The organism is Nocardia sp. NPDC058176, from assembly GCF_042883805.1.
Classification (GTDB): Bacteria; Actinomycetota; Actinomycetes; order Mycobacteriales; family Mycobacteriaceae; genus Nocardia.
The window spans coordinates 1,640,123-1,653,732 of sequence record NZ_JBHVVA010000001.1 but is presented as its reverse complement, the minus strand read 5'-3'; the positions used below and the strand labels follow the sequence as shown (position 1 = coordinate 1,653,732).

General features: G+C 69.2%; 12 protein-coding genes. 6 read left to right on the top strand and 6 right to left on the bottom strand.

Features of this window, described 5'->3' with window-relative positions:
- Positions 1 to 53: 53 nt before the first annotated feature.
- On the top strand, positions 54 to 1,616 hold the full coding sequence (locus ACFVVM_RS07775; protein WP_387614365.1) for a PDR/VanB family oxidoreductase: 1,563 nt from the start codon (positions 54 to 56) through the stop codon (positions 1,614 to 1,616).
- A 24-nt stretch (positions 1,617 to 1,640) separates the two neighbouring features.
- Positions 1,641 to 2,225 carry a TetR/AcrR family transcriptional regulator gene (locus ACFVVM_RS07770; RefSeq protein ID WP_387614362.1) on the top strand — a complete coding sequence of 195 codons (585 nt, stop codon included), beginning with the start codon at positions 1,641 to 1,643 and terminating at the stop codon, positions 2,223 to 2,225.
- Here ACFVVM_RS07770 and rph read toward each other — a convergent pair.
- Positions 2,203 to 4,833, bottom strand: a complete 2,631-nt coding sequence (rph, locus tag ACFVVM_RS07765) for a rifamycin-inactivating phosphotransferase (RefSeq protein WP_387614360.1) — start codon at positions 4,831 to 4,833, stop codon at positions 2,203 to 2,205. The genes ACFVVM_RS07770 and rph overlap by 23 nt on opposite strands.
- Positions 4,834 to 5,035: 202 nt before the next feature.
- Here rph and ACFVVM_RS07760 point away from each other — a divergent pair, with 202 nt between their 5' ends.
- A complete protein-coding gene (locus tag ACFVVM_RS07760; RefSeq protein WP_387614358.1) occupies positions 5,036 to 5,611 on the top strand; it encodes a dihydrofolate reductase family protein in 576 nt (191 codons plus the stop codon).
- Here the strand turns inward: ACFVVM_RS07760 and ACFVVM_RS07755 are convergent.
- The 4 genes from ACFVVM_RS07755 to ACFVVM_RS07740 all read right to left on the bottom strand — a co-directional run bounded on the left by ACFVVM_RS07755 (position 5,593) and on the right by ACFVVM_RS07740 (position 9,058).
- Positions 5,593 to 6,219: a helix-turn-helix domain-containing protein gene (locus ACFVVM_RS07755; RefSeq protein ID WP_387614356.1), complete on the bottom strand. Its 627-nt coding sequence runs from the start codon at positions 6,217 to 6,219 to the stop codon at positions 5,593 to 5,595. The genes ACFVVM_RS07760 and ACFVVM_RS07755 overlap by 19 nt on opposite strands.
- A 183-nt stretch (positions 6,220 to 6,402) precedes the next feature.
- Positions 6,403 to 7,248, bottom strand: coding sequence for an aldo/keto reductase (locus tag ACFVVM_RS07750; RefSeq protein WP_387614353.1), 846 nt, complete (start codon positions 7,246 to 7,248; stop codon positions 6,403 to 6,405).
- Positions 7,249 to 7,280: 32 nt separating this feature from the next.
- Positions 7,281 to 8,012 (bottom strand): hypothetical protein, encoded by a 732-nt coding sequence (locus tag ACFVVM_RS07745; RefSeq protein WP_387614350.1) that lies wholly within the window; start codon positions 8,010 to 8,012, stop codon positions 7,281 to 7,283.
- 173 nt (positions 8,013 to 8,185) lie between these two features.
- A complete protein-coding gene (locus tag ACFVVM_RS07740) occupies positions 8,186 to 9,058 on the bottom strand; it encodes an alpha/beta fold hydrolase (RefSeq protein WP_387614347.1) in 873 nt (290 codons plus the stop codon).
- A gap of 107 nt (positions 9,059 to 9,165) precedes the next feature.
- Here ACFVVM_RS07740 and ACFVVM_RS07735 point away from each other — a divergent pair, with 107 nt between their 5' ends.
- A complete protein-coding gene (locus ACFVVM_RS07735; RefSeq protein ID WP_387614344.1) occupies positions 9,166 to 9,927 on the top strand; it encodes a class I SAM-dependent methyltransferase in 762 nt (253 codons plus the stop codon).
- 18 nt (positions 9,928 to 9,945) lie between these two features.
- Here ACFVVM_RS07735 and ACFVVM_RS07730 read toward each other — a convergent pair whose 3' ends face one another.
- Positions 9,946 to 10,962: a glutathione S-transferase family protein gene (locus tag ACFVVM_RS07730; RefSeq protein ID WP_387614342.1), complete on the bottom strand. Its 1,017-nt coding sequence runs from the start codon at positions 10,960 to 10,962 to the stop codon at positions 9,946 to 9,948.
- Positions 10,963 to 11,066: 104 nt separating this feature from the next.
- Here ACFVVM_RS07730 and ACFVVM_RS07725 point away from each other — a divergent pair, with 104 nt between their 5' ends.
- Positions 11,067 to 11,990 carry a D-alanyl-D-alanine carboxypeptidase family protein gene (locus tag ACFVVM_RS07725; protein WP_387614339.1) on the top strand — a complete coding sequence of 308 codons (924 nt, stop codon included), beginning with the start codon at positions 11,067 to 11,069 and terminating at the stop codon, positions 11,988 to 11,990.
- Between the two features lie 72 nt (positions 11,991 to 12,062).
- Positions 12,063 to 13,607 carry an MFS transporter gene (locus ACFVVM_RS07720; protein ID WP_387614337.1) on the top strand — a complete coding sequence of 515 codons (1,545 nt, stop codon included), beginning with the start codon at positions 12,063 to 12,065 and terminating at the stop codon, positions 13,605 to 13,607.
- Positions 13,608 to 13,610: the final 3 nt, after the last annotated feature.

The following is a 13,610-nucleotide window of genomic DNA, read 5'->3' as shown; positions in this document are numbered from 1 at the left end:
TGCCGCGAATCCTCCACCATTAAGAGACGCATTCGTTTCTTAAAGGGGTTGGTATGTCGCGTAGTCTCCGCCACCTGCTGGTGTGGCTGCACGTGGTCTCGTCGGTCAGCTGGCTCAGTCAAGCGATCGCCTTGACCGTACTGCTGCTGGTCAGCGCGTTCTCGCCACCGGGGGATCGCAAGACGGGAGCCGCGGCGACCGCCGAGCTGCTCGATCAGACCGTGCTGGTCCACTCGGCCAACACCTCCGCGTTCACGGGCCTGATCCTGGCGGCGGTCACCGCGTGGGGCTACCTCCACTACTGGTGGGTCGGGCTGAAGTTCGTCCTCACGCTCGGTCAGCTGTATCTGGGGATCTTCGTCCTCTCCGCGGCGATGCACGAGACCGTGGCGGCCACCGAGCAGGGCTCCGACGGTCTGGCGCTGTCGCTGGCCGTCGCCTCCGGGGTGATGGTCGTCGGGCTGGCCTTTCAGGTGTGGCTGTCGGTGGCCAAACCGTGGGGGCGGACGCCCCTGGGTGAACGCGCTCGCGCTCGTCCGGTTCCCGCGCCCGCCTGGCTGTACGCACTCGGTGTGCTCGCGCCGCTGGGCGACGTCGCAACCGGTGTGGCACTGGGCAATCCGGCGCCGATTCTGTCGCTCGTGACGTTGATCCTCGCACTGGTCACCCGGGCACGCCGCACGCGGAAGGCCGCGGTGCCCGTCGCTCTAGATCAGGACACCCGGACCGGCGTGATCGACCGCGTCACCCGGCTCACCCCCGAGGTCGTGGCCGTGCGCATCGCCTGCGAGGCCGGACCGTGGGAACCGGGAGCCCACATCGATCTGGTCCTGCCCTCGGGCAAGACCAGGCAGTACTCGCTGTGTGGCGACCCCGCCGACCGGACCGGCTACGAGATCGCGGTCCTGCGCGAGGACGAGGGGCGCGGCGCGTCCCGCGAGATCCACGCGCTGACCTCGGGCGACACCGTGCGAATCGGCGGTCCCCGCAACAACTTCCCCCTCGTCGACGCGCCCGCGTACCTGTTCGTCGCGGGCGGGATCGGGGTCACCCCCTTCCTGCCCATGATCGCCCGGCTGACCGCCGAGGGCCGCCCGTGGCAGCTGATCCATCGCGGCCGATCCCGCGACCGGATGCCCTTCACCGACGACCTCGAGCGCGCCTACGGCCACCGGGTACGGGTCCTGCCGTCGGACACCACCCCGCGCCCCGACTTCGCGGCCCTGCTCGCCGAACAGCCCGACGGCACCGCCGTCTACTGCTGCGGTCCCGAAAGCCTGATGCGGGCTCTGTCCGAACATGCCGGTCCCACACTGCATCTGGAACGCTTCGCCGCCACCGACCGCAGCGACGCGCCGGCACCGGCCTTCGATCTCTACCTCTCGCGGACCCACCGCGTCGTGCGGGTGCCCGAGTCGGTGAGCGCCCTGGACGCCCTGCGCACCGCCCTGCCCACCGCCCCGGGCTCCTGCGAGAACGGACTGTGCGGCAGCTGCGTCCTGCGCGTGGAGGCCGGGCATCCCGACCATCGCACCGAGGTCGCGCGGGATTCCGCGACGGTCTTCCACCCGTGCGTCTCCCGCTCCCGGGGGCCGTTGCTGGTGGTCGACGCCTGATGGTGCGCGGCTACGCTGAGGCGGATGGATCCCGCACAGCGTGTCCGCACCCGGCGCCGGGGCGAGGATCTGCTGCGCGCGATCCACGCCGCGGTCCTGGCCGAACTCGCCGACGTGGGGTACGGCGCCCTGACGATGGAGGGCGTCGCGGCCAGAGCGGGCACCGGCAAGGCGCCGCTGTACCGCCGCTGGAAGAACAAGGACGACATGGTGCTCGACGCGGTGCGCCACGGGTTTCCGCTCCGTCCGGGACCGGAGTACTCGGGCCACCTCCGCGAGGACCTGCTCGCCCTCCTGCGCGGCCTGGCGTTCGGTCTCGCCGGGCCGTTCGGCAGCATTCTGCGCGCGATTCTCAGCGAAACCCATCGCCGCCCGGCCCTGATGGCGGCGCTGCACGCATCGATCTTCGACCCGCGGGCCGCCGAACTGCGCACCATGCTGCGTGCGGCGGCCGCCGCCGGGGAGATCCGCGCCGACGCCGTCGACTCGACCGGTGCCACCCTCGGCCCGGAACTGGTGGTGTTCCGGTTCCTGACCGAGGGCGCGCCGGTGCCCGACGCGACGATCACCGGGATCGTCGACGATGTCATCCTGCCGCTGCTGTCGTGAGGATCTCGACGTATCCGTCCGTGCCGTTCACCCGGATGCGCTGCCCGTCACGGATCAGCTCGGTGGCGTGTTCGACACCGACGACGGCGGGCAGCCCGTATTCGCGGGCGATCACCGCGCCGTGCGTCATCAGACCGCCGACCTCGGTCACCAGTCCCGCGATCGCGACGAACAGCGGCGTCCAGCTCGGATCGGTGTAGGCGGTGACCAGGATGTCGCCCGCCGCGAGATCGGCCTGCGCGATATCGGTGATCACGCGAGCGCGCCCCTCGATGATCCCGGCCGACACCGCCATCCCGGGCAGCGCGCCCGCGGGCAGGTCCTCGCGCCGGTACGTTCCGGTGACGGCCTCGCCGTCGGAGGTGAGCACCCGTGGCGCGGTGAGCGTCTCGTACGTGCGGAACGCTGCCTTGCGCTCGTCGATGAGTTCCGCATCCGCGCGGCGCGTACGGACCACCTCGTCGAGTTCGTCGAACCGGAGGTAGAAGATGTCCTCGGGCTCGCGCAGGACCCCGGCCTCGACCAGCCGCGCGGCCTCGGCCGACAGGGCCTGCTTGTAGACGAAATAGCGGCTCACCATGCCGTATTTCGGATACTCCCGATACCCGGAGAACGTGCGGACCCGGTCGATCATCGCCGCGGTCTCCTCGGCCTTGCGTTCGCCGTCTGGCAGGGCATGGAGTCGTTGCAGGAGTTGGTGTTTCGTCTCCTCGGCGTCGCGGAGACCGTCGGCGAAGCGCTGTCTGCCCGCGCCGGGCCCGAAGTTCTTGATATTGCTCAGGATCGTCGGCACGAGGGTGGCGGGGCTTTCGCTCCAGCGCGGCCGGGTGATGTCGATCTCGCCGACACAGCGCATGCCGTACCTGTCGAGGAAGTCCTCGATCGCGGCCCGCGCCTCATCCCCTCCTTGGCATTCGGCCAGCTCGCCCAGGAAATCCGATCCTGTCGGCCCCGCCTCCTCGACCTGCCGCAGATAGGCCACCACCTGCGGGTGCGGGCGGAGCGCATCGGCGACGTCCAGCAGCGCAAGGCCCATCTCCGAGGTCACGTTCCCCGGCACCGACTGGGTGAGCGCGTCGGCGGCGTTCTTCTCGCCCAACCACTCCCACAGTTGGACATTGAGCCACTCCGCGGCATCCATCCCGGCCGTGATCACCTCCAGCCCGCGGGGCGCGAACAGCACGCGCCGCAACTCCTCGATATCGGCTCGGATGAAGTCGATCAGCGCCGGTCCGGACTCGGCGCGGATGTCTCGTTTCAGCGCCGCGAGGGAGACCTCGCTCTCCGTGATGAGCTCGGTGACGATGCCGGGATCGGTCTCGATCGGCTCGGGTCCACCCCCTTGCAGCGCGGTCGGTGTGCCACCGGAAACCGGCTGCGGCACTTGGCGGATGAAGTCACCGCGGTCGATGACGGTCTGCAACGCGTCGCCGATGAGCGGATCGGACTTGCCCAGCGCCTCGATCAGGCCGGTGCAGGTCGTCGGCGAGGACAGCGCCGGGGTGACATCGACGAACAGCCGCCCGCCCGCATCGCGCATGGGCGCGCGACTCGTCAACTGCCACAGCGAGATACCCAGCGGCTTCATCGCGTCGGTCATCATCTGCTGATGGCCGACCGACACGTAGACGCGGTTCTGCTCGTCGGCGGCGACGGGAATCGGAAACAGCGTGGTGATCGGCCTGCTCTGCACGATGCGGATATCGGCACCGTCGAGGCACCATTCGATGTCCTGCGGGCTGCCGAAATGCGCCTCGATGCGGCGGCCCTCGTCGGCGAGCCGGAGCACTTCGGCCTCGGTCAGAACCGGCTCGTCGCGGCGGTTCTCGGCGATCTCGCGCACCTGCGTTCCACCGGTCGGCACCGGCTCGACGGCGAGCTTCTTGGTGGCTGTCGTCGCGCCGATGATCGCGCCGTCGCGTACCCGGTACACATCGGCGTTCACGAGACCCGACACCAGGGCCTCGCCGAGGCCGAAACCCGCGTCGATGGACACGACGGTCCGGTCGGAGGTGACGGGGTCGGCGGTGACCAGGATGCCCGAGGCGCGCGGGAACACCATCCGCTGCACCACCACCGCCATCCGAATCGACCTGTGGCCGAAACCATTACGCAGCCGATAGGTGACCGCTCGCTCGGTGAACAGCGAACCCCAACAGCGACGCACGTGCTCGAGGATCGCCGCGGAGCCGAGCACATTGAGAAAGGTGTCCTGCTGGCCCGCGAAGGACGCGGTGGGCAGATCCTCGGCCGTGGCACTGGACCGGACGGCATAGGCGCCGTCGACGCCGAGCCGGGCGTGCGCGGCGACGATCTCGGCCGCCACATCATCGGGAACGGCGAGTTCTTCGACCGCGCGCCGGATCCGCGCGCTGAGCTCGGTGATCGCCGACCGGTCGTCCGGTGCGAGGCGGGCGAGTTCGTCGAGCCGGTCGTCGATGGACGGCACGCCCGCCACCGTGCGCGCGAAGGCATCCGTCGTCACACAGAAGCCGTCCGGCACCGCGACGCCGTCGATGCGCGACAGTTCACCGAGGTTCGCGCCCTTGCCGCCCACGATCGCGACCTGTGTCCGATCGATCTCCCCGAAGCCGAGCACATAAGCCATCCCGATACTCCTCACCTGGTGTTTTGGGTATATCGCGAGCGATTATGGACCACGGATCGGCGCCTCATGAGGGCACGGAATCGTGTATACAGTGAAAGGGGGAAGGGTTGCGGCGGAGCGTGTCGGTTTCGTCCAAGACAGCGCCTGCGGGGATTCCTAAGCTGACGAGCGAGAAGTTGATGCTCGTATCCAGGAGGAATTGATGGCACGCGAACTCGTCTACACAGGCTTCATGTCGCTGGACGGCGTCGTCGACTCGCCCGGTGGCACCGTCGAGGGCCACCGCAGCGGCGGTTGGGTGCTCGACCCCGAGTTCGTGCCCGAGGCCTTCTCGCTCAAAGGCGAGGAACTGGCCGACACCACCGCGCTGCTGTTCGGGCGTCGCAGCTACGAGGCGTTCGCGCCGATCTGGCGGGACTCCGAGGATCACGCCGCCTACAAGGACCTGCCGAAGTACGTCGTCTCCACCACCCTGGCCGAGGACGCGCTGCTCGACGGATGGGGCGAGACCACGATTCTGCGCTCGACCGAGGATGTCGCGAAGCTGAAGCAGACCGACGGCGGCGCCGTCTTCGTTCACGGCAGTGCCGAGCTGGCCAGGAACCTGGCGGCGGCGGACCTGATCGACCGGTACAACCTGCTGGTGTTCCCGGTCCTGCTCGGCGCGGGCAAGGGCCTGTTCGACCGGTCCGACCGTGCCAAGCGGTCGCTGCGGCTGCGCGAGTCGGCGACCTACTCCAACGGCGTGGCCAAGCTCGTCTACGACGTCGTCGACTGAGCGGGGTCGAGCGCGAGCGTGCCGCCGGTCCCGGCCCGCAGCTGTCCGGCCGTCCGCCCGACGAAGCGGCGCAGCGCGCGAGCCAGATGCGGCTCGTCGTAGTACCCGAGCTTGTCGACCACGTCGCCCGGGAGTGCACCCGCCGTCAGCAGGAGCGCGGCGGTGCGGGCGCGCCCGATCTGCCGCACCGCGCCGTGGGTGAGTCCCGTGGCCGCCCGGAACCGTCGCTCCAGCGTGCGTTCGGCCACCTGCGGCGGGGAACCTCGCAGGGTGGCCGCGACCAGCGGGTCACTGACCACGGCCCCCTCCCGGACCAGCCGGTCGACCAGCGACTCGGCGTCATCGGGTCGCGGGATCTCCCGGTGGGCGCCGTCGAGCCAGAAGGTCCGGTCGGTCACATCCGGAAGCACGACCCCACCGTCCACGAGTGACGGCGTGGCCATGGCCCGCAGTGAGGTACCGACCGTGAACTGGATTCCGACGAAATCCGCCCCCTCGGGCACCGGCGCCGTCCCGGTCCGCGTCTCCGGCCCGGTGACCGCCGCGAACGTCCGCCCCTCCTGCCCCCAGAACACCAACCCCCACGTCTCGGTCGCGACCGACGTCATCGTCGAGACATCCTCGCTCCGACACGTCCACACCGACTCGACCCACGGCGAATCCGACGCCCGCGTACCGAACTGCAGTCCCACCACCGCATCCTAAATCGACAACACATCCGTCGGTCACCCGCCGGAACGAGTACCTGGTCCGGTGGCAGCCGCTCGCCACGAGCCCGACCCGGACCCGGATCATCGGCCTGTCGATGCGGCGATACGGTCGAGACGCTCGTACTGGTGGTCGGTGAGTTCCACACGGGCTGCCGCGAGGTTCTCGGTGAGGTGGCTGGGTGAGGCGGTGCCCGGGATGGGCACGACGACGCGCGAGCGGCGCAGCAGCCAGGCGAGGACGACCTGGGTGGCGGTGGCGTCGAGCTCACGAGCGACCGTGGCGATCACGGCAGTCGCACCCGCAGTACCGGCGACCACCGGCCGCCACGGCAGGAAAGCGATACCGGCTTGTTCGCAGGCATCGACGACCTGGTCGTATTCGCGGTCGAGGATGTTGTAGCGGTTCTGCACACTCACGATGTCCACGGTTTCGCGTGCCTCGGCGAGCTGCGCGGCGGAGACCTCCGAGAGGCCGATGTGGCCGATCTTTCCCTCCGCACACAGATCGCCCAGCACTCCGACCTGGTCGGCGAGCGGAATGGCCGGGTCGACGCGGTGCAGTTGCATGAGGGCGATCCGGTCCACCCGCAGCCGACGCAGCGCATCGTCGACCTGACGGCGCAGGAAACGTTCACTGCCGTTGTACACCGCCCCGTCGGGGTGGTCGGGGCGGCGCTCGACGCCGAGTTTGGTCGCCACCAGGAGCCCGTCGGGATAGGGATGAAGGGCCTCGGCGACGAGTTCCTCGTTGGCGCCCCAACCGTAGAGATGCGCCGTGTCGATCAACGTGACACCCAGTTCGACAGCCCTGCGCAGCAACCCGATCGAAGCGGAGCGGGCATCATCGGGTTCGGCGGACAGCCGCATCGCACCGAAGCCCAGACGATGCACGCGAAATCCGGCAAGGTCGAGGGTGAGAGTCGTCATGAGTCGCCACCCTATCCACTGCACCTACCCGGTCAGCTGGTCCAACTGGCCACGACGAGCCCACGGTCGTGGGAAGCCGAATCGGATACCAGCTGCCCCTCGAGTTCTCGCCCCTCGGCCGCACCGGCCAGAACCTGCCATGACGCCCGTCCGGTTGCTTTCAGCGTCCGCGATTCCACGGGATCGAGTTGGCTCAGAGCGGCGGTGTCCACGTGCGCGAGGGCTCGCGTGAGGGCGCTGTTGTAGGCCGCTGCCCTGTTCACTGTGTCAGAGGACAGCTGTCCACCCGGCGCCGCTTCGCCGACGACGAGCATGGCAACCCTGTCTTCCTGCGCTGCCAACTCCTTCCCGAGTGCCACACACTCGTGCGGTAGCGCGTCGAACGAAACCGATTGATAGGCGAATCGTTTGATGAACAACCCCTCCGGGCCGTGGGCAGTGGCGAGCCATAGCCCGACCGACAACGACAGCGGAAGTGGCAGCGAACCCAGCTCGCCTCGGCACCAAGCGAAATCCCAGTCCCAGTCGATGCCGTAACGCCGAAGGCTGCCGAATGTGTTGGCCGACTCGTATGCCGTTGTCGTGTCGTCGCACCCAACGATCACCAACAGGTCGGGCGAAGTCGGATCGGAGAGGAACTCCTCGGACCGACCGATGGCCCAACCGTCGGCTTCGTTGCCGAACTTGGGCATCCTCAGCCGACGGATCGATTCGATACACGCGGCGCGTAACCCATCCAGTTCAGCGGACGCGGTACCTGCCACCGCGGGTATCAACGCGGGCGGGTGTGGGCAGACAGCGGCTGAGACCAGTGGCACGGATCCTCCTGAAGATCTTGGTCACAACCACTGTGGCACAACGGCCGACACCGAGCTCGCGTCCTTACGCCCGGCCGTACCGGGGGCAGTCCAGTGCAAGCACCCATCCGGAACCGCTGTCAGTCGAGGCGAGTCAGCAGGTCGGCGGCGACTCGGTCGGGGATTTCCAGGTGGGGGCAGTGGCCCGCGTCTTCGTAGCGGACCAGGTCGGCGTGTGGGGCGCGCTGGGTGATCGCGGTGGCGACCTGGGCGCCCGCGACCGGGTCGCGCATGCCCCACAGGAAGGAGACCGGGACGTCGGTGCCGAAGATCGCCTGTTCGAGGCGGTCTCGGTGGGCGGCGCGTTCGGGGATGTAGGCGAGCAGGCGGCGGTGTACGTCGCCGTCGGGGTCGTTCGCGCGCAGGGCGCGGTAGTGGACGGCGGCGAGCTCGCGGTCGAGGGGGTGGTCGGGGGAGAAGATCTCGTTCCAGCTGCGGATGAACACCGGCTCGGTGAACGCGCGCGCCAGCAGTCGGCCGACCACCGGCAGCAACAGCACACGCTGCGCCAGGCGCGGGCGATACTGGTCCGCGATCAGCCCGCCATTGAGGAAAGTCGCACCGGTGAGCTGGAATCCGGCGTCGGCACCGCGTGCGAGGAGCTCGCTCGACACGATTCCGCCGTAGTCGTAGGCCACGACATGGGCCTGGGTGATTCCGTGCGCGGCGAGCACGGCCGCGACGAGATCGGCCTGCTCGAACACGCTGTACCGGTGCCCCGGCGGCTTCTCGCTGGCGCCGTAGCCGAGGAAGTCCAGAGTCACCACGGTGTGCTCGGCCGCCAGCGCCGGTTCGATCGCGGCCCACTCCAGCGAGGAGGCCGGAAACCCGTGCAGGAGAACGACAACCGGCCCCGACCCCACCGCACGGACGAACACCCGCCGCGACCGGCCACCCACCGCGACCTCGATCACCTCACCGCCGGCCTGCCACTGCGCCCAGATATCCGCCATCGCCCCTCCTGGTCTCATTTTGAGACCACTATAGCCGACGGTGGCCACGCCGCGCCGTGTGCGGAAATCAGTTGGCCATCGCGTCCGGTGTTCTGCATGATCGGGCGGTGGAACGGACTTTCGACGACCTGGTGGACGAGGCGGCCGCGGCGCCGGTGGACGGATGGGAGTTCTCCTGGCTCGACGGACGGGCGACCGAGGAACGCCCGTCCTGGGGTTATCAGCGGCTGATCGGCGAGCGGCTCGCCCTGGCGAGCGCCGCCCTCGACATCCAGACCGGCGGCGGGGAGGTGCTGGGCGGCGTCGCGCACCTACCGCCGGTCACCGCCGCGACCGAGGCGTGGCCGCCGAACGTCGCCAAGGCCACGGCCCTGCTGCGCCCCCGTGGCGTGGTGGTGGTGGCCGACGACGACGAACCACCGCTCCCGTTCGCCGACGGTGCCTTCGACCTGGTGACCAGCCGGCATCCGGTGACCGTGCACTGGACCGAGATCGCCCGCGTCCTCGAACCGGCGGGCGTCTACCTCGCCCAGCACGTCGGCCCGGCGAGCGTCTTCGAACTGTGCGAGTTCTTCCTCGGTCCACAGCCCGAGGCGGTACGGAACCGCCGCCATCCCGACCTCGCCCGGGCGGGCGCCGAAGCCGCGGGTCTCGTGGTGACCGACCTGCGAGCCGAGCGGCTGCGCATGGAATTCCACGACATCGGCGCGGTGATCTACTTCCTGCGCAAGGTGATCTGGATCGTGCCGGGCTTCTCCGTCGACGCCTACCGCGACCGCCTGCGCGAACTCCACGAGCGGATCGTCACCGAGGGCCCCTTCGTCGCCCACTCGGCGCGCTACCTCATCGAGGCCCGCAAACAGCCGTGACGCGCCGTCCAGGCGATCTCAGACGATCGCGGGCACCAGCTCGTGGGGAACCGGCGGCGCCGGGGGAGTGCCCTCACCGAACGGGCGTCCGCCCAGTTCCTCTCGGTGGTGCGGGGTGAGCCAGTTCGACAGGTCAGGGCCCGCCGGGACGATCCCCGTGGGGTTGATGTCGCGGTGCACCACGTAGTAGTGCTCCTTGATCTGGCCGAAATCGACGGTGTCACCGAAACCAGGAGTCTGGAACAGGTCGCGGGCATAGGCCCACAGGACCGGCATCTCGCTGAGTTTGCTGCGGTTGCACTTGAAATGACCGTGATAGACCGGATCGAAGCGCGCCAGGGTGGTGAACAGCCGCACATCGGCCTCGGTGATGGTGTCACCGACCAGATAGCGCTGGGTGCGCAGGCGCTCGGTGAGTCGATCGAGAGCGGCGAACAGGCGGTCGTACGCGGCGTCGTAGGCGTCCTGCGCGCCGGCGAAACCGCAGCGGTAGACCCCGTTGTTGACGTCGCGGAACACCTCCCGATTGATCTCGTCGATCTGCTCGCGCAGCGGTTCGGGATAGAGCTGCGGTGCGCCGGGCCGGTGGTAGTCGGTCCATTCGGTGGAGAAGTCGAGCGTGATCTGGGCGTAGTCGTTGGTGACGACCTGGCCGGTCGGGATGTCGACGACGGCGGGCACGGTGATGCCGCGCGGGTAGTCGGGGAACCGGGCCAGATAGGCGTCACGCAGGTAATGGATGCCCAGGACCGGGTCGACCTCGCCGGGGTCCAGATCGAAAGTCCAGCTGAGTTTGTCGTGCGTCGGCCCGCACAGGCCCAGCGAGAGCACGGGTTCGAGGCCGAGCAGTCGGCGCACGATCAGGGTGCGGTTGGCCCACGGGCAGGCGCGGGCCGCGACGAGGCGATAGCGGCCGGGTTCGACGGGATAGCCGTCGCGACCGTCGGCGGTGATCCGCGTGGTGATGTAGTTGGTGTCGCGGCGGAACTCCCCGGCCTCGACGTAGCTGCCCGTACCCGCATCGGTATCGCTCACCACCCCAGTCTGGCAGATCCCGCCACTGGTGAGCGCGGACCGGACTCGCGGAATCGGGGTCGGAAATACCAGGTGTCGAGGGTGTCGTACGGCAGGATGTCGCCATGCGGACATTTGCCCGGGTGTTGCACGCTGTTGTCGCTGGGGTCGTCATCGCCGTCGCGGCCGGTCACGGAGTCGCGGCCGCGGTGCCCGCCGGAAGCTCCGATGGTCTGCTGCCCTGGGCGGCGCGCGGGCCGGACGGCCTCCAGGCGACGGGCGCGGCGCTGGCGGACGGACTCACCGGAACGGTGCTGTGGTCCCGGGAGGCGAACACGCCGGTCCCCATCGCGAGTATCGCGAAGGTGATGACGGCGGTGGTCGTCATCGTCGATGGTGATCTCGAACGGCCGGTCACCATCCCGGGGGAGGTCGTCGGCTACTGCGCGCAACACAATGGCAGCACCGCCGGGCTCGCACCCGGCGAGGTCCTCACCGCGCGCCAGCTGCTGTACGCGCTGCTGCTGCCGTCCGGCTGCGACGCGGCGTATGCGCTCGCGGAGTCCTTCGGTCCCGGCCAGGGCGGTTTCCTGGCCAGAATGAACGACACCGCGCGGTTCATGGGTCTCGGGGGAACGCATTTCACCGACCCCAGCGGGCTGCCCAACCCGGGCGACTACACCACGCACTCCACCCCGGCGAATCTGGTCACCCTCGCCGTGCGCGCGATGAGCCTGCCGGTGTTCCGCGAGATCGTCGGTGCCAGGGACTTTTACGTGCCCGCGGGCCCGGGCAACCGTGAGCGCCTCTGGAAGACGACGAACCGGCTGCTGCAGGAGTACCCCGGCACGATCGGCATCAAGACCGGCAACACCAATGCCGCCGGACACTGCCTGCTGTTCGAGACTGTCCGTGCGGGCATCCCGCTGATCGGCGTGGTCCTGCACAGCTCCGACCACAGCAGCGCCGCGGCCAAGGACGACGCCGTGCGCATGCTGAACTGGGCCTACGATCCGATCCTGCGTGTCCTGGAACCTGCCGCGGGCTGAACACCGCGTGGCGCAGCGACGTTCGCGCAGCCGCCGTGATGATCTTGCCGCTACCCTGTGCCGGTGAGACCGATGGCCAAAGCCCCGGGTGCGCCGGGACGGCCGGGCATCGCACTGAGCGCAGTCGTGATCGTGGTGTTCGTGACCTTCTTGGACACCACCGTCGTGAGCGTGGCGCTCGGCGATATCCGGAGCGAGCTGAGTACCGATGTCACCCTGCTGCAGTGGGTGGTCAACTCCTACACGGTGGTCTTCGCCGGGTTGATGTTGGCGGGCGGCTCGCTCGGTGACCGCTTCGGCCGCAAGCGGGTCATGATCATCGGCCTGGTGATCTTCTGCGTCGGCTCGGTGGTCTGCGCGGCCGCGAGCAGTGTCGCGATGCTCATCGCCGGTCGCGCGATCATGGGCCTCGGTGCGGCAGCCTCGGAACCGGGGACGCTGTCGGTGCTGCGCCACGTCTTCCCCGACGGCCGCACCCGCGCCAAGGCGATCGGTGTGTGGGCGGCGGTGTCGGGCCTGGCGCTGGCGGCGGGGCCGGTGCTCGGCGGTGTGCTGGTGCACGCCTACGGGTGGCGGTCGATCTTCTGGTTCAACCTGGTGGTCGCCGGGGTGGCGCTGATCGCCGCGCTGTGGTCGGTGCCGGAGAGCTCCGATCCCAGCGACGCGCCCGTCGACTGGGTCGGCGCCCTGCTGGCCGCAACGGCTTTCGGCTCGGTCGTCTATGCCGCGACCGTCGGCCAGGACTGGGGGTACACCTCGCCGTCGGTGCTCGCGCTGTTCGCGATCGGCGCGGTGGCCCTCGTCGCGTTCATCACCGTGGAGCGACGAGCGCGCGCACCCATGCTCGACCTGCGCTATCTGCGGCTGCCCGCCGTGCGCGGGGCGCTGGTGGTCGCCTTCGCCGTCTACTTCGGCATCTTCTCGATCTTCTTCTTCACCGCGCTGTATCTGCAAGTGATGCAGGGCTATTCGGGGTCGCGCACCGCCACCGTGTTCGCGCCGATGGCCGCCGCGATCGTGGTCGGGTCACTTGCCGCGGGCTACTGGGTGGCACGGCGCGGCGCGCGGGTTCCGATGGTCCTCGGCTGTGTCCTCGGCGCGGGCGGGATCCTGTTGACGCGCTACGAGCTGGCCGGAGAACTGCACGATCCCTCACTGTCGGCCGCGATGGCGGTGGCGGGCTTCGGCTTCGGGATCGCGGTGGTGCCGCTGACCTCGGCCGTCATGTCGGGTGTCCCGCCGGAACACTCGGGCATGGCCGCCGCGGTGACCAATACGATGCGGCAGGTCGGTTCGGCCTTCGGCGTGGCGATCCTCGGGGCACTGGTGAGCGCGTTCCTGTCCTCGGATCTGAAGGCGCGCATGGACGAAGTGGGCCTGCCGACCACCCTGCAGCCCGATGCCATTCAGGCGGTCGAACGCGGGCGTATCCCGGAGGGCACCAACATCACGCCGTATCTGCAGTATCTGTCGAAGGTCAACGAGGCGATCGAGGCCGGAAAGGTCGCGTTCCATCACGGCCTCGATGTGGCTCTGCTGGTCTCGGCCTGCCTGATCCTCGCCGCCGCGGCGTTCACCGCGATCGACTCGGCGCGCCACCCCGCGAAGACGACCTGAGGA